This window comes from Streptococcus cuniculipharyngis, from assembly GCF_007859195.1.
Taxonomy (GTDB): domain Bacteria; phylum Bacillota; class Bacilli; order Lactobacillales; family Streptococcaceae; genus Streptococcus; species Streptococcus cuniculipharyngis.
Genome location: NZ_VOHL01000002.1, coordinates 228,154 through 247,094, shown reverse-complemented (window position 1 = coordinate 247,094; position 18,941 = coordinate 228,154). Strand labels below are relative to the sequence as shown.

Below are 18,941 nucleotides of genomic sequence, written 5' to 3'. Positions count from 1 at the left end.
GGCAATGCCTTCCTTTTTCCTTTATAAATCCTGATAAATGCTTGTTAAGTTCTTAACTTTTTCTGAAAATATGGTATAATAAAGAAGTATAAAAATTTAAGGAGTCTTAAAAATGGCTAAATTAACTGTAAAAGATGTTGATGTAAAAGGTAAAAAAGTCCTCGTTCGTGTTGACTTTAACGTGCCTTTGAAAGATGGCGTGATTACCAACGATAACCGTATCACTGCTGCCCTTCCAACGATCAAGTACATTCTTGAACAAGGTGGACGTGCGGTGCTTTTCTCTCACCTAGGCCGTGTGAAAGAAGAAGCGGACAAAGAAGGCAAATCACTTGCACCAGTTGCTAAAGCACTTGGTGAAAAACTTGGTCAAGAAGTTGTCTTTATTGCTGGTGCTACTCGTGGCGCTGAACTTGAAGCAGCCATCAATGCCCTTGAAGATGGACAAGTCCTTCTTGTTGAAAATACACGTTTTGAAGATGTTGACGGCAAGAAAGAATCTAAAAATGATGCTGAACTTGGTCAATACTGGGCAAGTCTTGGTGACGGTATCTTCGTTAACGATGCCTTTGGTACAGCTCACCGTGCCCATGCCTCAAACGTAGGTATCTCAGCTAACGTTGAACAAGCAGTTGCTGGTTTCCTTTTGGAAAACGAAATTGCCTATATCCAAGAGGCTGTTGAAACACCAGAACGTCCATTTGTTGCTATTCTTGGTGGTTCAAAAGTATCTGACAAGATTGGTGTTATTGAAAACCTTCTTGAAAAAGCAGATAAGGTGCTTATCGGTGGCGGTATGACCTATACCTTCTATAAAGCTCAAGGCATCGAGATTGGTAACTCTCTTGTTGAAGAGGATAAATTGGATGTGGCCAAAGCCCTGCTTGAAAAAGCAAATGGTAAATTGATCTTGCCAGTTGACTCAAAAGAAGCCGATGCTTTTGCAGGTTACACTGAAGTTCGTGATACAGCAGGTGAAGCAGTATCTGAAGGTTTCCTAGGGCTTGACATTGGTCCAAAATCAATTGAAAAATTTGATGCTGAGTTGACAGGTGCTAAAACAGTGGTGTGGAATGGTCCAATGGGTGTCTTTGAAAACCCAGATTTCCAAGCTGGAACAATCGGTGTCATGGATGCTATCGTAAAACAACCAGGTGTTAAATCAATCATCGGTGGTGGTGATTCAGCAGCAGCAGCAATCAACCTTGGCCGTGCAGATAAATTCTCATGGATTTCTACTGGTGGTGGTGCAAGTATGGAGTTGCTAGAAGGTAAAGTTCTTCCAGGTCTTGCAGCTCTTACTGAAAAATAAGCTCTGGTTAAATGAAGACGTGAGGTATCGTTTCGGCGGTACCTTTTTCTTGCAAATAAGGGTTGGAAAAAATGAATTTAAAACAATTTAAATTTGATAAGAGTCAATTTCGTTTGGGTTTGCGGACTTTTAAGACCGGTCTGGCCGTTTTTATTGTTCTCTTGCTCTTTAATTGGCTGGGGTGGCAAGGAATTCAAATTGGAGCACTAACAGCTGTTTTTAGTTTACGTGAAGACTTTGGTAGCAGTCTCCAATTTGGGGTATCACGAATTGTTGCCAACAGCATTGGTGGTTTTTTTGCCCTGGTTTTCTTTGTGCTCAGCAATTTCTTGGGTGGTCCTTACTGGCTAACCTTGTTTGGTATTCCCATCTTGACCATGCTGACCATCATGACCAATGTAGCCATGAACAACAAGGCTGGGGTCATTGGTGGGGTGGCAGCCCTTCTCATCATTACCCTATCCATTCCTGCGGGAGATACCATCCTTTATGTTTTCACTCGGATTTTTGAAACCTTTGTTGGGGTCTTTATTGCCATTATGGTCAATAGTGATATTGATAAAATTCGTTCTTTTTTAAATAAGTAATGTTATAAAACCTAACATATATTCTTGACAGAAGCTTCTTTTCTTTTTATAATGGAAGAAATAAAGGAGAAAAATCATGAAAGAGAAGGAATTTAGACGTTCGTTGGCAGTTTTTCCGATAGGGTCTGTCATGACCTTGACGGATTTATCTGCCCGTCAGATTCGGTATTATGAGGAGCAAGGCTTGATTTTACCTGAACGCACCAAGGGAAATCGGCGTCTGTACTCCCTCAATGATATGGATCGCTTATTGGAAATCAAGGATTTTTTAGCAGATGGTTTAACTATGGCTGCGATTAAAAGCCATTATGCCCAAGAACGGGTCTTGTCTAGCCGTCAGACAAGGAAAAAATCCCTATCTGACGCTGATCTTCGGCATATTTTGCATGATGATTTATTACGGCAGGGAAGATTTAATCAACCGTCACAGGCCCTGAGAGGACCACGCCTGGGCTAATCTAGTTGAATAAGGGAATGGAGTATGAGACGATGACAAAAACAGCAGCAGATATTCGCCGTGAAATTGATGAGAAAAATGTGACTTTTCTACGCTTGATGTTTACAGATATCATGGGCGTGATGAAAAATGTGGAAATTCCAGCCACACCGGAGCAATTAGACAAGGTCTTATCCAATAAGGCTATGTTTGATGGTTCCTCTATTGAGGGATTTGTTCGCATTAATGAATCAGATATGTACCTCTACCCTGATTTTGATACCTGGACCGTTTTCCCTTGGGGAGATGAGCATGGGGCTGTTGGTGGTTTGATTTGTGATATTTATACTGCTGAAGGTAAGCCCTTTGCTGGGGATCCTCGCGGTAATTTAAAACGGGCCTTAGCCCATATGAAGGAGATGGGTTACCAGTCCTTTAACCTAGGGCCTGAACCAGAATTTTTCCTTTTTAAATTGGACGACAATGGGAACCCTACCCTAGAAGTCAATGATAAGGGAGGCTATTTTGACCTAGCTCCAACAGATTTAGCGGATAATACGCGTCGTGAGATTGCAACGGTCTTAACCCAAATGGGATTTGAGGTAGAGGCTTGCCATCATGAGGTGGCTGCGGGGCAGCATGAGATTGACTTCAAATATACAGATGCCCTTAAGGCCTGTGACAATATTCAGCTTTTTAAGCTAGTGGTTAAAACCATTGCCCGCAAACATGGTCTGTATGCGACCTTTATGGCTAAGCCTAAATACGGTATTGCAGGCTCAGGGATGCACTGCAATATGTCACTCTTTGATGACCAAGGAAATGCCTTTTATGATTCCAAAGATCCAAGGGGCATGGAATTGTCTAAAACAGCCTATTATTTTCTTGGTGGCTTGATGAAGCATGCTTATGGTTACACAGCCATCACTAACCCAACGGTTAATTCCTACAAACGTTTGGTTCCTGGCTATGAAGCACCGGTTTATGTGGCCTGGGCAGGACAAAACCGTTCGCCTTTGATTCGAGTTCCGGCTTCGCGTGGTATGGGGACACGCTTGGAACTACGCTCGGTTGATCCTATGGCCAATCCTTATCTAGCCCTGGCAGTATTACTTGAGGCAGGACTTGATGGCATCAGTCATAAGATTGTGGCACCAGAGCCGGTAGAAAGTAATATTTATGTCATGACACCAGAAGAGCGTGAAGCAGCTGATATTATTGATTTGCCATCAACTTTACACAATGCCCTCAAGGCTCTACAAAAAGATGAAGTGGTCAAGGAGGCCTTGGGTGAGCATATCTATACCAACTTCTTGGAGGCCAAACGCATTGAATGGGCCAGCTATGCGGCTTATGTTTCTCAGTGGGAGATTGATAATTACTTGGATAGTTACTAAAATAAATAAACTAGGACCTTGTCCTAGTTTATTTATTTTTTATCTGGTGTCAATACCATTGGAATAATGATAGGTTCACGCTCAGTTTTTTCGTATAGGAAGGGTCTTAAGGCATTAACAATGGCACCGTTGACCGACTGAATGCTAGCATCCTTGTTTTTTAGGGCAATACGGATGGCATTGAAGAGTAGGCGTTGACTTTCACGAATGAGGTCACCAGACTCACGCATGTAGACAAAGCCACGGCTGAGAATATCTGGACCAGCTAAAATCATCTTGGAATTAAAGTCCACTGTAGCCACTGCTAAGACCACCCCGTCTTCTGATAAGTCATGGCGATCGCGTAGGACAGCCGCTCCAATATCCCCAATTCCACTACCGTCCACGTAGATGTCTTGGGCATTGAATTTACCCGAAATCCGAGCAGAATCCTTGGTTAGGGCTAGGACATCACCATTTTCCATGATGAAGATATTTTCTTTGGGGACACCAGTGTCAACAGCAAGACTGGCATGAACTTTCTGCATGCGGTACTCGCCGTGAACGGGCATGAAGTATTTGGGTTTCATCAAGCGGAGCATGAGTTTTTGCTCCTGCTGGCCACCATGTCCCGAAGTATGGATATTGTTAATCTTACCATGGATAACGGCAACGCCAGCTTCTTGGATGGTGTTAATCAGCTTGTTAACGCTGGTTGTGTTGCCAGGGATGGGACTAGATGAAAAGATAACGGTGTCACCAGGTTGCAGGGTCACTTGACGGTGCGTGCCATTAGCAATTCGAGCTAGGGCTGCCATGGACTCGCCTTGGCTACCCGTACACATGATGAGAATTTCACTGGCATGGTAGTTTTTTATCTCATTTGGTTCAATGAAGGTATCTTTTGGTACCTTAATATAACCTAATTCAATTCCGTTGACAATGGCCTTTTCCATGGAACGACCAAAAACGGCAATTTTACGACCGGTCTTGACCGCAGCCTCCGCGGCCTGTTGGAGACGGAAGATGTTGGAGGCAAAGGAAGCGAAAATAATTCGTCCGTCAATGCCTTCAATAATTTTCATGATGGATTGACCAACCATCTGTTCAGAATTGGTAAAGGTTGGCACTTCAGCATTGGTGGAATCAGAGAGGAGGAGCAGGACGCCGTCATCTCCGAGAGCTGCCATGCGGTGCAAATCAGCTGGCTCACCAACTGGGGTAAAGTCAAACTTGAAGTCACCCGTGCAGACCACCTTGCCCTGAGGGGTATGAATGACAATGCCTAAGGGCTCTGGAATGGAGTGGGTGGTGCGAAAGAAAGTCACACGCAAGTTTTTGAAGGTCAATTCCGTGTTGTGATTGATTTCATGCAGTTTGGCCTCACGTAAGAGCCCGTGTTCTTCTAATTTGCCTCGGATAAGAGAGAGGGCCAAGGGTCCTGCGTAAATAGGGACATTGGCTTGTTTGAGCAGGAAGGGAATTCCTCCGATATGGTCTTCGTGGCCGTGGGTGATGACCAAGGCTTTGACCCGTTTGATATTTTCAACGATGTAGGAATAGTCTGGGATGACATAGTCAATACCAAGGAGGTCATCTTCGGGGAATTTAATCCCTGCATCAACGATGATGATTTCATCCTGGTACTCGATACCGTAGGTATTTTTGCCAATTTCTCCCAGACCACCGATGGCAAAAACGCCAACTTCTTCTGATTTGAGATTGATATTTGACATGTTAGAACTCCGTTAAGACAAAAGCGCCTGATTCTTTTTCGTATTCAAGGTGTTTATCAGATAGACGTTCGATATGTTCGATATTGTAGGCAGTGTGTGTTTCAACCAATTCGCGAGCAGCGATACGCCCAGCTAGCTCGTCTTTGCTGTCAATCTCTAGATAGAGGGCCTTGGTTTGTTCACGGCGGGGACTGCGGTCTTTAGCTTCTTGATAAAATACTTTGTAAATCATAAGTTTCCTTTCCTTGTACCGGTCAAATCAGCCATGTAGAAAAGGTCAAGTTTGATAACATAGCTCAACTTGACGAATTTCAATCTTAAATTTTGTGTAGTAGATTTAACCTTGATTCGTTGCAATTATGTCAATTATATCATAAAATAAGAGGTAGAATCAAGTAAGGAAGTAGCAAAGATGAAAGTTTTAGCCTTTGATAGCTCAAGCCTAGCCTTGTCAGTGGCAATTTTGCAAGACCAGACCATTTTGGCTCAGACCAGCCTTAATCTCAAGCAAAATCACAGTGTGACCCTCATGCCCACCATTGATTTTCTCATGCAGTCACTGGGTTGGACACCGCAAGACCTGGACCGTATTGCAGTGGCTCAGGGACCGGGTTCTTATACGGGTTTACGCATGGCTGTAGCGACGGCTAAGACCCTGGCCTATACTCTAGGAATTGATTTGGTAGGGGTCTCTAGTTTACAGGCCCTGACTGACCAGGATTTTGATGGGATTTTGATCCCCCTTATTGACGCTAGACGCAACCACGTTTATGCTGGTTTTTATGCCAATGGCAGAGCGGTGCAAAGAGAAGGCTACTTGGATTTTAATCAGGTTTTGGAGATGGCTGCGGCTTGGGATCAGGTTTGCTTTGTTGGTGAAGTTGCTAACTTTAGCCAGCAGATTGCAGCAGCCCTGCCTCAGGCAAAGATTTGTCCGACCTTACCGTCGGCTAGCTTGATTGGTCGCTTGGCCCAAGACCTGCCGCCAGTGGCAGAGGTTCATGATTTTGTCCCTAACTACCTTAAGCGGGTTGAAGCAGAAGAAAATTGGTTGAAAGAGCATGACGACGACAAAGCTGACTATATCAAATGGGTCTAGGCAGAGCTTACAAGACCAAGTGCAAGGCATCTATGCTATTTTAAGAGATGTCTATGAGCAGTCTCCTTGGAGCCTAGCTCAGATTGAAGCAGATGTGACCCAAGGCAACACCACTTATTTTTTTGCCGAACAAGCGGGCGACTTGGTTGGTTTTTTGGCCTTGCAAGATTTGATGGGCGAGCTGGAGCTGACTAATTTAGCGGTCAAACGAGCCTATCAGGGACGGGGGATTGCCAAGCGGTTGCTCCAGAGTTTGTCCGAAGAGCAGTCCAGTATCTTTTTAGAGGTTCGTCAGTCGAATGTGGCCGCCCAGTATCTTTACCAGACATTTGGTTTTGAGCCAATTGGCCAACGAAAAAACTACTACCATAACCCGGTGGAAGATGCCCTGATAATGAAACGTGAGTAGGAAGAGATGACAGAAAAAATTTTTTTAGCCATTGAGTCATCATGTGATGAGACCAGTGTGGCGATTTTGAGAGATAAGCAGTTGGTGACCAATGTGATTGCTAGCCAGGTCAGCAGTCATCAGCGGTTTGGTGGGGTGGTTCCAGAGGTTGCTAGCCGCCATCATGTTGAAGTGATTACCCGTTGTATTGAAGAAGCCCTGGCTGAAGCTGATGTGACGCCCAAGGATTTAACTGGCGTGGCAGTGACTTACGGTCCGGGTCTGGTGGGGGCTCTCTTGGTTGGTTTAGCGGCAGCCAAGGCCTTTGCTTGGGCTCATGGTCTTCCCCTAATCCCTGTCAATCACATGGCAGGCCATTTGATGGCCGCCCAGGCGGTCAAAGACTTGACCTATCCCCTTTTGGCTCTCTTGGTCAGTGGGGGTCATACGGAATTGGTCTATGTGGAAAAGCCTGGTGACTATAAAATCATTGGGGAAACCAGAGATGATGCGGTTGGAGAGGCCTATGACAAGGTTGGCCGCGTCATGGGTTTGCCTTATCCAGCAGGTCGTCAAATTGATGAATTAGCCCGTCAGGGTCAGGATGTTTATCATTTCCCAAGAGCCATGATTAAGGAAGATAATCTTGATTTTTCTTTCTCAGGGCTGAAATCGGCTTTTATCAATCTGCACCATAATGCCCAACAAAAGGAAGAAGAGCTGGTTTTGGAAGACTTGTGTGCTTCTTTTCAAGCTGCGGTGCTAGATATTTTAGCGGCCAAGCTAGCAAAAGCCTTGCAGCAGTATCCAGTCAAGACCTTGGTTTTGGCAGGTGGTGTGGCAGCCAATCAGGGCTTGCGTCAACGTTTAGCGGCTGACTTACCAGCTGAGCTCGACCTTATCGTGCCGCCTTTACGTCTTTGTGGGGACAATGCTGGCATGATTGCCTATGCTGCTGAGCTAGAGTATGCCAAGGGAAATCTTGCTGACTTGGCTCTCAATGCCAAGTCCAGTTTGGCCTTTGATTATTTAGAAAGTGAGTGATTATTATATATGTTACATTTTGAAAATGACTATAATGAAGGTGTCCATCCAGAGCTTTTACAGGCCTTGATTGAGACCAATGAGGAGAATTTAGCTGGCTATGGTTTGGATTTTTATTGCCAAAGGGCTAGTGAGAAAATCAAGGAGGCAACTGCCTGTCCGGATGCTCAGGTCAGTTTTTTGGCGGGAGGCACCCAGACCAATCAGGTGGTTATCGCCAGTCTTTTGAAGACTTATGAAGGCGTTCTTGCCGTTGAGACGGGTCATATTGCGGTCCATGAGGCAGGAGCTATTGAATTTACAGGTCACAAGGTCTTGACTCTTCCCTCGCATGAGGGCAAGATGAAGGCGACGGATTTGGCCAGCTATTTGGCGGATTTTTATGGGGATGGCAATCATAACCACATGGTCTTTCCAGGCATGGTTTATATCTCTCACCCAACGGAGTATGGCACCCTTTATAGCAAGCAGGAATTGACGGATTTGGCAGAGATTTGCCGGGAACATGAACTCCCTCTGTTCTTAGATGGGGCTCGCCTAGGGTATGGCTTGGCAGCCAAGGAAACGGATGTGGATTTGGAGACCATTGCCGAGCTGACTGACGTTTTCTACATTGGTGGGACCAAGATGGGTGCCCTGGCAGGGGAAGCAGTCGTCTTCACCAAAGGAAATATGCCCAAGCAGTTCACAACCATTGTCAAACATCATGGTGCCTTGGCGGCCAAGGGGCGCTTGTTTGGTGTTCAATTTGACCGTTTCTTCACGGATGACCTCTATCTTAAGATTGGTCGTCAGGCTATTGATTTGGCGGAGCAACTCAAAGCTATCCTGCGTGAAAAAGGTTATCGCTTTTACCTTGACAGTCCAACCAATCAGCAATTTGTCATTGTGCTTAATGACAAATTAGCAGATTTAGCCCAGAACGTAGCCTATAGTTTCTGGGAAAAATATGACGATAATCACACCGTTATCCGTCTAGCCACCAGTTGGTCAACCACTCAGGCTGATATTGATGGTTTGAGGGCAGTGCTTTAAGAGTAAGAAAAAAGCTTAGTGTTGGCTAAGCTTTTTATTAGTTGTTTTTTTCTTTCTTGTTGGGTTACTGGACAGGTGGCAATCATAACCAACTGTTTGGGAATTGGCTCCCTGCCACCCAGCCCGTGCAGAGGGCAGAAGTAATGTTAAAGCCACCTGTGTGGGCATTGATGTCCATGACTTCGCCAGCAAAGTGGAGGCCTGGAACTTTCTTGCTTTCTAGGGTCTTGGGATTGATTTCCTTGAGGTCAACCCCACCCTTGGTGACAAAGGACTTGGCTAGCGACATCTTGCCAGTGACCTTGATGGGCAGAGCCTTGATCTTGGTCAGTAGGCTGTCCAGTTCCTTGGGAGTGACTTGTTTGACTTTTTCTGGATAGTCTCGGGCTAGATAGTCAGCCAATCGTTCAGGCAGGTGGGCCTTGAGGGCATTCTTAAGAGATTTTTCCCGCTCGCTTTCCAGATAGCTGGCAAGTTCTTGGCTTGATAAGTGGGGTAGAAGGTCCAGTTGTAGGGTTTCACCCCCTTTGACAAAGCTAGAGAGTCGCAGAGCAGCAGGGCCAGAGAGACCAAAATGGGTAAAGAGCAGGTCATGGGTAATGACATGCTTGTCATAGGTCAAGGTGACCTCGTCCAAGGAGATGCCTTGCAGGGCCTTGTGGTCAAACTCAGTTAGGAGCGGACTTTCAGCTGACTCCAAGGGGGTGACTGCCAGTTTGAAGTGGCGGGCCACCTCATGACCGAAGCCAGTGGAGCCAGTGGATGGGTAGGTCTTACCCCCGGTGGTGACGATAACCTGTTGACTGGTGTAACTAGTGTCAGCTGTTTTAACCTGAAAAAGCTCATCTTTTTTCTTGACAGAAAGGACTTCAGTATTGGTCAGCACTTGACCGCCTAGCTCAGCGATTTTGTCTTCAAGACAGGCGATGATGGTGCGGGATTTGTCAGTGACTGGAAACATTCGGCCGTGGTCTTCAACCTTGAGGGCGCAGCCATTTTCTTCAAAAAAGTTGATGATATCGTGGTTGTCAAATTGAGAAAAGACGCTATACAAAAAGCGACCATTGCCAGGAATACCAGCCAAAAGGTCGTCTAGGTTACCGTTGTTGGTCACATTGCAACGACCGCCGCCGGTTCCAGCCAATTTTTTACCCAGGCGTTTGTTTTTTTCAATCAGAAGGGTTTGTTTGCCGTGAAAGGCAGAGGAGATGGTGGCCATCATGCCAGCAGGTCCTCCACCAATGATAATGGTGTCAAAATGTGTCATAGTGTCATTTTACCATATTGCCTTAGGAATTGCTAATATTTCAAAAATTGACAGAAAAAGGTGATTGTGATAGTATTTATAGTAAGAAATGATTAAAAGAGGATAGTCATGGGAGTAGAAAAAACGGTCAGCGAACTGGCAGAAATCTTAGGGGTCAGTCGTCAAGCGGTTAATAATCGTGTTAAGAATCTACCTGAAGAAGATCTTGAAAAAAACGATAAAGGGGTCACCGTAGTCAAACGTAGTGGCTTGATTAAGCTGGAAGAAATTTATAAGAAGACTATTTTTGAAGATGAGCCAGTCAGTGAGGAGACCAAGCAGCGTGAATTGTTGGAAATCCTGGTTGATGAAAAAAATGATGAAATTGCTCGTCTTTATGAGCAGCTCAAGGCCAAAGATCTGCAGATTGAGAAGAAGGACGAGCAGATTCGGGTCAAGGACGTGCAGATTGCAGAGAAGGACAAGCAGTTAGACCAGCAACAACAGTTGACTGCTAAGGCCATGGCAGACAAAGACACCCTCAAGTTAGAATTGGATGAGGCCAAGGCTGAGGTTGATCAGGCGCGCACCCAAGTTGAGGAAATCCAGACCAAGGCTGAGGGGAAAAAGGGGTTTTTCAGCCGTCTTTTTGGGGCTAAGTAAGAGACTGGAATTTTCTGGTCTTTTTTGATGAGAAGGGAAATAATGGAAAGATTACGAGATTACATTGCCTTTGATTTGGAGTTTAACACGGTGGCTGGGGTTAGTCATATCATTCAGTTGTCGGCGGTTGCCATGCAGGAAGGGCACGAAGTAGCCCAGTTTGATTCTTATGTTTATTCGTCAGTGCCCTTGCAGAGTTTTATTAACGGCCTGACAGGGATTACTCAGGAAAAAATCAATCAAGCTCCGCCTATCGAACAGGTTTTGGCTGACTTTGTTCAATTTATTGGCGAGCGCCCCTTGATTGGCTACAATGCTGGCAAGAGTGACCTGCCTATTTTAGTGGATAATGGTTTGGACTTGACCAGTTCTTACCGGCATGATGTTTATGAAGAGGCCTTTGAGCGTCGCAGTCGTGATTTGAATGGCATTGCTAATCTCAAATTGCAGACGGTAGCTGATTTTCTTGGTATTCAGGGTAAGGGGCATGATAGTTTGGAGGACGCCCGCATGACCGCCCTGGTCTATGAAAAATTTTTGGAACTTGATGATAATAAAGATTTGCTCCAAAAACAGGAAAATGTGACCAACAATCCCTTTGCCAATCTTGACTTGGCTGCTTTCTTTGACCAATAAAAAACGCCCCAGTTAGCTGGAGGCGATTTTTTCTTAGAAAGGCAGTTTGCCAGCGAAGGCACCGAGACTTTTTTTGGTGGCCTCATCAATTTGATCTAGGGCATCATTGATGGCCTGAGTGGTCATGTCTTGTAGAGTTTCCACGTCCTCAGGATCAACAACATCTGTTTTAAAGTCAATCGACACTAGCTTTTTATCACCAGTAAAGGTTGCAATCACTAGGTCTTGGGCAGATTTGCCAGTAAAGGTTGTGGCAGCCAACTCAGCCTGACTTTTCTCCATTTGCTTTTGTAGTTTTTGTGCCTGGCGCATCATGTTTTGCATATTCATCATGGGTCTCTAGTCTCCTTAATTCTTGAAAATTTGGCAGTATTTGTCTAGTAGGGGAAGGATTAGCCGTTGCGGGGGTTGTCGGTTCCCCTAGCTTGATTTCCATTCCTCATTATACCATGTTTATGCGGTAAGTCAAAATGCTAATCGTTTTCTTTCCACTAGCCGAGGCAGATTTGAGTAAGATAACAAAAGAAGAGTTGCTAGTCTTAAGGCGAGCCCAGAGATATCTAGTTAATATTTTCAACTATTATAGGGATAAACAGTAACTTTATAAAATAATAATGTGAATCTTTCGTTTTTTGAGGTATAACGTCAGTGATAGTCAAATAAATGTCGAGATGATGACGTAAAATACTTGACAAATCGGGGGGGGGGTGCTTTAAAATGATGGATATAGACGATATAACATTTTAAAAGGAGAATGTGATGAAAAAAAGAAATATCTTATTAGGTTCATTGGCAGCGACTGCCCTATTGGTTTCCGGAAATGTTTCGGCTGAAGATCAGGCTGATACATCTGTTGTGACTAAGGAGGTGACAAGTTCGGAGCGTTCAACAAGTAGCTCTGAAACGAGTTCATCGTCAGTAGACGCTTCATCAACGCTTTCGTCTTCGGAAGAATCAGTATCTGTCACAGATACTTCAGAATCTGCAAGGGAAGAGTCACAGACACCTGCCAGCAGTTCTGTGGATAATAGTGTGGTTAAGCTTTCCTATAGTGAGACAGATCCTGATACTGTAGGTGTTTGGTTTAAAGGTGGTGCAACAGTTGTTCCTCTGACTAGTCTAACCCAGCAAGATGATGGCTCTTACAAGGTTATCGTTAATGGCCAATCCTTGCCTGTTTCTGTCGATAAGGTCCCTACCAATCTTGTCAAGAAATTGACAACGACCAGCTCTTCGTCATCAGAAAGCTCATCAGCATCAAGTGTGGCATCTTCTGAGACCAAAGAAAGTTCGTCTACCGCAAAAACAGAGTCTAAATCGGAGACCAGTCAGTCAACAGAAAAGGTATCCAAAACAGAATCGTCAGTTGCAACAGAAACAGTAACCAGGTCTACTAAAACAGAAACCTCAGCGCCACCGGCAGAAAGTGCATCAGTAGCGTCTCAAAATGATGAAGACTTGTATGCGGCAACCTTATCTAAGGTGGCAGCAGAGGGGAACCCGAATCTTGATGATCCAGTAGGTTTTTATGCTTTCTATGACATCAATGGTGATGGAACCAAGGAATTAATAACAGGGGCAACCCCTAATGGTAGTGAGATTCGCTATGCTGATTCTATTTATTATTTAAAGGATGGCGTTCCGACCTTATTAGCATTTGTAGATGTTAAATCTGGGGTACATGGTGGTTTTTCCGTCTTGCCAGATGGTCGAGTGAGTCAGGTATCATGGGTCACGAAAAGAGGAACAGGAACTGAAAAAATTTATCAGTTCTCAGCTGAGAAGAACGACTGGGTACTTGTGGAAGAAAAAGGATTTACCGTAGGAAATCCAAATGAAGCCTACACCTTGTTAGATAGTTCTAAGTTAGACTGGAGAAAACTCAACAAGTCTAGCCAAGCAGGCTCTAAGTCTCCTATTTCAGCTTCAACGCCAACTAAGACAGTGACGACACCGTCCACGTCAGCAACTAACCCTAAGCCATCGCCAGAGAGTTCAGGGCTTGATGTCAAAGGTCTGATGGCCAATGATTTCTCATCAATCGTTGGTAAATCTTTCTACAATAACGAAGGAAAAGTTCTAACGATTTCAGCAGATGGTAGCTTGAATGATGGTTTCTATAACTGGAAGAAGTTACGCTATGTGAAAATGCTAGGCAGTGATATGTTGTATTTTGGGCCAGAGGGGTTCGTCGGTGATGCTGGTATCATTCTTATTCCAGCTGGGGTAGAGTTTACAGGAACAGACAGTAGTCGCACACGACTTGTCATTATCAATGGCTCAATGGGGCCTCAAGGTCCAGGTTCAGCAGCCTATTACCTAGATGGTCCTGTTCAGGAATCAGAGGCAGGTGTTCAAGCAGAGACGAGTTCAGCGTCACTTGCAGACCATACTTGCCTACCGACGGAAGATTGGGCTTTGCTAGAAGCTCATGCCTCAAAAGCTAGCAAGTTGGCAACTTCGCAAAAACCAATTAGTGAAACTGAGCAATCAAGTTCATCTAGCAGTCAAGCAACAAGCCCTAAGAAAGATTCTAAGGGGAACCTTCCGAAAACAGGTGTTCGCTCAGGCTTAGTCGCCGGTTTAGTGGGTGCTAGTCTCTTGGCAGTCGCTGCAAAAATCAAGGGAAAACGTAAAGCAAACTAGTTCAAGTGTTTCTATGATGAAGAATAACTCTCTACAGCTGATTTTAAGTAGGGAGTTATTTCGTGTTAGCCTGAGCCTTTGACCTATGATTAAGCCAAAAACTCAATTGGTGCACGGAGCAAGAACCATCATAAAACGGCCAGTTGGGAGCTAGCATAGCAGATTACGACGATATAGAGAAAGCTTGTTTAAGCGTTAGCGATGAAAGGCGATGAAACCCTTGTTTATAGACGAATTTTAGTTATCTGTTTTATTTTTTTGGAAATCTTTTCTTTACATTAGGCGAAATAATTGTTAAAATGTTAATGCTATAAAAGTTTATGGGAGGATAATCACATGGATGTGACTTGGTCAGTGAAATATCTCACTGAATTTATTGCAACAGCCTTTCTCATTATTTTGGGAAATGGTGTTGTTGCCAATGTTAGTTTAAAAGGAACCAAGGGCCAGGGGAATGGTCTGATCTTGGTTTCACTAGGGTATGGTTTAGCCTTGATGTTACCAGCCTTGATGTTTGGAAATGTATCTGGAAATCATGTTAACCCAGCCTTGACCTTGGGTCTGGCAGTTTCTGGTCTTTTTCCTTGGGGACATGTTTTGCCTTATATCTTGGCACAATTTCTAGGAGCTATCTTTGGCCAATTGGTCGTTGTTGGGATGTATGGGCCATATTTCCGTAAAACAGAGGACGGTCAAGCAATCCTCGGTAGTTTTTCTATCGTGAATGCCTTGGCTGATGGTCGTGCTGAGACGCGTAAACAAGCGACAGTCAATGGTTTGATTAGTGAATTCTTTGGGTCTTTCGTGCTCTTCTTTGGCGTACTTGCCCTCACTAAAAACTTTTTCGGTGCAGAATTGGTTGATAAATTGGTGGCTACAGGTTATGACCAAACGGTAGCAGAAACGACTGTTGCACCCTACACAACAGGCAGTTTGGCAGTTGCCCATCTAGGTATTGGCTTCTTGTTGATGGCTATTATTGCGGGTCTAGGTGGTCCAACGGGGGCAGGTTTGAATCCTGCGCGTGACTTAGGTCCACGTCTTGTGCATCATTTCTTACCAAAATCAGTTCTTGGCCAAGCCAAGTCAGACTCACAGTGGTGGTATGCTTGGGTTGGTGTTGTGGCACCGATTTTGGCGGGTATTTTGGCAGTGGCTCTCTTTAAAGCCCTCTATCTTTAATTAAGTTAAGGCATTTGCCTTAACTTTTTTATCTACTCAAAACCCCTAGTCAAGTTGACTAGGGGTTTTTTCAGTGTTACTATTTTGCGCCTTCTGGCCTATAATTGCTCTTTAATGAGCTCAATGAGCTCATTGCGGTCCTCGATCCATTGTTGACGGTCATCTTTTTCATAGGTCCGATTGGTTAAAAAAATGGCGGCTTTTTGATGATGACGGTTAAACATGATAAAGGTACCAGTATAGCCAGTGTGCAGGAGCCAATCTCCCTGTAAATCCCAAGCAAGAGAACGTTCCTTATCTGCAAAAGAATAATTTTGGCTGAGCTGACTGGCAAAATCATCAATCAGGTAGTGCTGGAGGAAAATCTCTAAATCAGTCAGGTTAGAAAAGAGGCCAGCGCTACCTGTATGATGGCCTAAAATTTTAGCCTTGGGGTCATGAACTTGCCCATCAGTAATTCCTTTGAGGGTTGGCACAGCTCCTGGAATAGGACCAAAGGAGGTGTGTGTCATTTGCCAGGGGTCGAAAATCTCCTCCTGAAATAGGCGATCAAGTGATTTACCAGTCAGGCTTTCCAACATGAGACCTAGGAGGATAAAATTAACATCGGTATAGTGGAAGGTTTGGTCGCCTGTTAATTGAAGTTGGTTCATAGCCTCAATTAGTTGGTTAGCAGAAAGTTGGTCACGATTGGGAATAAAAGGGTCGAGTCCTGAACTATGCGTGAGTAGGGCTCGCAAGGTGACCTGTTTATGTTGAAAAGCAGGGTAGTAGGTTTGCAAGGTTTGGTCTAGTTCCAGGCTACCACGATGAAGAAGAAAAATCATGAGGGTCCCGACTCCTACAACCTTAGAGACACTGGCCAAATCATAGATGAGGTCAGCTTGAGTTAGGTCTTTGCCATCTAGTGTTCCAAGGTAGTGTCGTTGCCAACCCTTTTCCTTGTCATAGAGAGAGAGGCTGGCACCGTGATAGATACCTGCGTTTATTTGGTGATTGATTTTCCTTAAAATATTTGTTGTCATTTTTGAAACCATAGTTCAATGTTGCTAGGGTCTGAAACCACGAGAATACATTCTTTTTTATCCAAAAAGTAGGGGGCTTGTTTTTGAGCGAAAAATTCTCCCAGAGCCCTGAGGTCGTCATCTTGAGCGACGGTGAATTCTAAAATTTCTAAGTCCCAGATTTTAGCAGGGTCACTAGCCAAATCCTCCCCCTGAGCCAGTGAGACATCAATAGTTAGGGGCAGACCTTGGTAAAAATCTTGGGAAAGCTTGTCATCTAGAACATTGAGTATGACGGCATCTAACTGATAGTCCCAAAGTCCTTTAAAATCAGGCAGTGACCTAAACGTGCGATCCTTAGTAGGCTCAAGCAAGGAGTAGTTATCTTCGGCATGCAAGAGGATAAGGTCTCCTTGAGGAGAGTAAGCTTCAAAAGCATAGCCTTGTTTTCCTTTGAAAACCTGTTGAACAGGGTGGCCCTGAGCCAAGAGTGCCTCAATGTCTTGAGGTCTGGACGTCTTAAAAATGAGCTTGTTTAGCTTTTTATTTCCTCGGGCAGCCCGTGTTCGGTATTCCGGTGATTCTTCTAGGCTAAAGCGCGTCTCCTTGTCTTTCAGGGCACAAAAAAATGCCAGAGAATTTTCTTCTGTCAAAAGTTTGAAGCCACATACCTCTCTGAAAAAGTTAATGTTAGCTTCTTTATCCTTTACGCGTATAACAGGCGTTTGAAATCTGATAGTATCGAACAATGTCATGTCAACCTCCATATCCTCTCCATTTTAGACGAATTTACTGATTTTAGCAAGAATTTATATGCCATTTGGTAAATTATTATTTACAAGTAGCCTTTTTTAGGGTAAACTAGATATTATGGATAATAATATGATTTTACGAACGATTCAATTTTTATTGGTGGCAACTATTGTCTTCATGACTGGTTTTATCTTGTTACATGCGAAAAAAAATAAGATTAATCTTTTTAAACGTTTTGGAACAGGGTTTTGGATTGGTTTGGTGACTGACTGTTTGGACGCCTTAGGGATTGGGTCATTTGCAACGACGACAACTTTTTTCAAGATGACCAAGCTTGTGGATGATGACAGCAAAATTCCGGGCACCATGAATGCGGTACATAATATTCCGACCCTAGTGCAGGCCCTCTGCTTTATCTTGGCGGTGAAGGTGGATATGACCACCCTTCTTTCAATGGCGATTGCTTCTATTTTTGGAGCAGTAGCAGGAACACGCCTCACCAAAAATTGGAAAACCTCAACGGTTCAGCTGATTTTGGGAACTCTGTTGATTTGTGCTGCTTGTTTTACTGTTTTCCGCCTGCTCACTAACCCAGGGGATGGCTTGGATGAAAGTGTTACCGGTCTCAAGGGGATTTGGTTGGTGATTGGGATTGTCTTTAACTTCCTCTGTGGTGCCCTGATGACGATTGGTCTTGGTAACTATGCTCCAGAATTGATTTTCTTCTCAATGTTGGGGTTGAGCCCAACCATCGCCATGCCAGTAATGATGTTGAATGCGGCAGTAGTGATGACCACTTCAAGTATTCCTTTTATCAAGGCAGACCGGGTTAACTGGACTGGTTTTGCAGGTATTGTTGTTGGCGGTGTTATTGGGGTGATTATTGCGGTCTTGTTCTTGACCAATATCCCAATAACCGTGCTTAAATGGTTGGTTGTTGGTGTGGTTATCTACACTGGTGTGACCATGATTAAGGCTTCTCGGCAGGCTAGCCATTAAGATAGTAAGGAATAGAAAGTTACTAGCATGAGGAAAAATCCTCGTGCTTTTTAGCTGAGAATGAAGGCTAGAAGATACCTTTATTCTTCCTGTCACTAGTCTATTTAACGTCGTAACCAAGCAAAAAAACCAAGGGTCAGGAAGTCCTTGGTTTTTTTGAGTGTGCCACAGAGTGGGTAAGTTAGGAGATAGAAATTGATTTATCGTTTTCTGAATTTGAAAAAATAAATGAGATAGGCAGTTGCGGGAATAAAGTTAAAAGTAAGTAAAATAGCCGATAGGAATACTATTGAAAGCAATAAGAAAAATTGAGTACAACCATATATGGTTTTGGTAGTATCATCGACAAAGAAAAAGTTACCGGACTTAGTGATATAAGCATCTGGAAGTATTAATCTCATGATACCAATAAATGCTAATCGAACGTAATGGTAGAGTGGTCTTATAGCGATAGGAAATAATATGATATTTGAAATGAATAAGATAATGACTAAAATAAAGTGTACTGGATATTGCTGAATTGTATAAGGATTAGAATCTAAGCTAGAAGATAGACCTTTAATCCAAAAGTAGATATAAAAAACAATCGCGACTAAATAACATAAGATGAAATAGTTTTTTCCAAAGTGTTGAATAAGCTCTTGAATTTTTGTGCTTCTAGTAGATAGAATATTAGAAGACGTTTTTTTCTTGTCCTTTAAAGAAGGGCTAGCGATGTGGGATTGTTTTTCACGGATAGGAGGAACATAAGAATCTGTTGATTTATTAGGTGGTTTAACATAGTCATTATTAGACATAA

20 protein-coding genes are annotated in these 18,941 nt (G+C 43.8%); 13 read left to right on the top strand and 7 right to left on the bottom strand.

What is annotated here, in order from left to right; translation table 11 throughout:
* The first annotated feature begins 112 nt into the window (after positions 1 to 112).
* The 4 genes from FRX57_RS04655 (at position 113) to glnA (ending at position 3,732) form a co-directional block, all read left to right on the top strand.
* Entirely contained in the window at positions 113 to 1,312 is a 1,200-nt protein-coding gene (locus tag FRX57_RS04655; protein WP_146567200.1) for a phosphoglycerate kinase, read from the top strand.
* Between the two features lie 71 nt (positions 1,313 to 1,383).
* Positions 1,384 to 1,899 carry an FUSC family protein gene (locus FRX57_RS04650; protein ID WP_146567198.1) on the top strand — a complete coding sequence of 172 codons (516 nt, stop codon included), beginning with the start codon at positions 1,384 to 1,386 and terminating at the stop codon, positions 1,897 to 1,899.
* 76 nt (positions 1,900 to 1,975) lie between these two features.
* Complete coding sequence (locus tag FRX57_RS04645) at positions 1,976 to 2,356, top strand: MerR family transcriptional regulator (RefSeq protein WP_146567196.1); 381 nt, start codon at positions 1,976 to 1,978, stop codon at positions 2,354 to 2,356.
* Between the two features lie 32 nt (positions 2,357 to 2,388).
* Positions 2,389 to 3,732, top strand: a complete 1,344-nt coding sequence (gene glnA, locus FRX57_RS04640; protein ID WP_146567194.1) for a type I glutamate--ammonia ligase — start codon at positions 2,389 to 2,391, stop codon at positions 3,730 to 3,732.
* A gap of 32 nt (positions 3,733 to 3,764) precedes the next feature.
* Here glnA and rnjA read toward each other — a convergent pair whose 3' ends face one another.
* Together rnjA and FRX57_RS04630 are read right to left on the bottom strand one after the other, a co-directional pair.
* Positions 3,765 to 5,447, bottom strand: coding sequence for a ribonuclease J1 (gene rnjA, locus FRX57_RS04635; RefSeq protein ID WP_146567192.1), 1,683 nt, complete (start codon positions 5,445 to 5,447; stop codon positions 3,765 to 3,767).
* A 1-nt stretch (position 5,448) separates the two neighbouring features.
* Positions 5,449 to 5,679, bottom strand: coding sequence for a DNA-dependent RNA polymerase subunit epsilon (locus tag FRX57_RS04630; protein ID WP_146567190.1), 231 nt, complete (start codon positions 5,677 to 5,679; stop codon positions 5,449 to 5,451).
* Positions 5,680 to 5,859: 180 nt separating this feature from the next.
* Here FRX57_RS04630 and tsaB point away from each other — a divergent pair, with 180 nt between their 5' ends.
* The 4 genes from tsaB to FRX57_RS04610 are packed head-to-tail and all read left to right on the top strand — an operon-like array spanning position 5,860 to position 9,013.
* Entirely contained in the window at positions 5,860 to 6,546 is a 687-nt protein-coding gene (gene tsaB, locus FRX57_RS04625; protein ID WP_146567188.1) for a tRNA (adenosine(37)-N6)-threonylcarbamoyltransferase complex dimerization subunit type 1 TsaB, read from the top strand.
* On the top strand, positions 6,509 to 6,955 hold the full coding sequence (gene rimI, locus FRX57_RS04620; protein ID WP_146567186.1) for a ribosomal protein S18-alanine N-acetyltransferase: 447 nt from the start codon (positions 6,509 to 6,511) through the stop codon (positions 6,953 to 6,955). The genes tsaB and rimI overlap by 38 nt, the downstream gene beginning before the upstream one ends.
* 6 nt (positions 6,956 to 6,961) lie before the next feature.
* Positions 6,962 to 7,978, top strand: coding sequence for a tRNA (adenosine(37)-N6)-threonylcarbamoyltransferase complex transferase subunit TsaD (gene tsaD, locus FRX57_RS04615; RefSeq protein WP_146567184.1), 1,017 nt, complete (start codon positions 6,962 to 6,964; stop codon positions 7,976 to 7,978).
* Between the two features lie 9 nt (positions 7,979 to 7,987).
* On the top strand, positions 7,988 to 9,013 hold the full coding sequence (locus tag FRX57_RS04610; protein WP_146567181.1) for a threonine aldolase family protein: 1,026 nt from the start codon (positions 7,988 to 7,990) through the stop codon (positions 9,011 to 9,013).
* Between the two features lie 82 nt (positions 9,014 to 9,095).
* Here FRX57_RS04610 and aao read toward each other — a convergent pair whose 3' ends face one another.
* Positions 9,096 to 10,280, bottom strand: a complete 1,185-nt coding sequence (aao, locus tag FRX57_RS04605) for an aminoacetone oxidase (protein WP_146567179.1) — start codon at positions 10,278 to 10,280, stop codon at positions 9,096 to 9,098.
* Between the two features lie 108 nt (positions 10,281 to 10,388).
* Here aao and FRX57_RS04600 point away from each other — a divergent pair, with 108 nt between their 5' ends.
* A complete protein-coding gene (locus tag FRX57_RS04600) occupies positions 10,389 to 10,922 on the top strand; it encodes a DUF536 domain-containing protein (RefSeq protein WP_146567177.1) in 534 nt (177 codons plus the stop codon).
* 42 nt (positions 10,923 to 10,964) lie between these two features.
* Positions 10,965 to 11,558, top strand: coding sequence for a 3'-5' exonuclease (locus tag FRX57_RS04595; protein ID WP_146567176.1), 594 nt, complete (start codon positions 10,965 to 10,967; stop codon positions 11,556 to 11,558).
* A 33-nt stretch (positions 11,559 to 11,591) separates the two neighbouring features.
* On the opposite strand, the gene FRX57_RS04590 is transcribed toward FRX57_RS04595, so the two are convergent.
* Entirely contained in the window at positions 11,592 to 11,891 is a 300-nt protein-coding gene (locus FRX57_RS04590) for a YbaB/EbfC family nucleoid-associated protein (protein ID WP_146567174.1), read from the bottom strand.
* Positions 11,892 to 12,317: 426 nt separating this feature from the next.
* On the opposite strand from FRX57_RS04590, the gene FRX57_RS04585 reads away from it, so the two are divergent.
* Complete coding sequence (locus tag FRX57_RS04585) at positions 12,318 to 14,204, top strand: hypothetical protein (protein ID WP_146567171.1); 1,887 nt, start codon at positions 12,318 to 12,320, stop codon at positions 14,202 to 14,204.
* A gap of 336 nt (positions 14,205 to 14,540) precedes the next feature.
* Positions 14,541 to 15,386 carry an aquaglyceroporin Gla gene (gene gla / locus FRX57_RS04580; protein ID WP_146567169.1) on the top strand — a complete coding sequence of 282 codons (846 nt, stop codon included), beginning with the start codon at positions 14,541 to 14,543 and terminating at the stop codon, positions 15,384 to 15,386.
* Positions 15,387 to 15,484: 98 nt separating this feature from the next.
* Here the strand turns inward: gla and FRX57_RS04575 are convergent, their stop codons facing one another.
* Positions 15,485 to 16,411 (bottom strand): serine hydrolase domain-containing protein, encoded by a 927-nt coding sequence (locus FRX57_RS04575; protein ID WP_146567167.1) that lies wholly within the window; start codon positions 16,409 to 16,411, stop codon positions 15,485 to 15,487.
* Positions 16,408 to 17,145: a CppA N-terminal domain-containing protein gene (locus FRX57_RS04570; protein ID WP_186600826.1), complete on the bottom strand. Its 738-nt coding sequence runs from the start codon at positions 17,143 to 17,145 to the stop codon at positions 16,408 to 16,410. Before FRX57_RS04570 ends, FRX57_RS04575 begins: the two co-directional genes overlap by 4 nt.
* A gap of 115 nt (positions 17,146 to 17,260) precedes the next feature.
* On the opposite strand from FRX57_RS04570, the gene FRX57_RS04565 reads away from it, so the two are divergent.
* A complete protein-coding gene (locus FRX57_RS04565) occupies positions 17,261 to 18,142 on the top strand; it encodes a sulfite exporter TauE/SafE family protein (RefSeq protein ID WP_146567162.1) in 882 nt (293 codons plus the stop codon).
* A gap of 200 nt (positions 18,143 to 18,342) precedes the next feature.
* Here FRX57_RS04565 and FRX57_RS04560 read toward each other — a convergent pair whose 3' ends face one another.
* Positions 18,343 to 18,939 carry a hypothetical protein gene (locus FRX57_RS04560; RefSeq protein ID WP_146567160.1) on the bottom strand — a complete coding sequence of 199 codons (597 nt, stop codon included), beginning with the start codon at positions 18,937 to 18,939 and terminating at the stop codon, positions 18,343 to 18,345.
* Positions 18,940 to 18,941 lie beyond the last annotated feature (2 nt).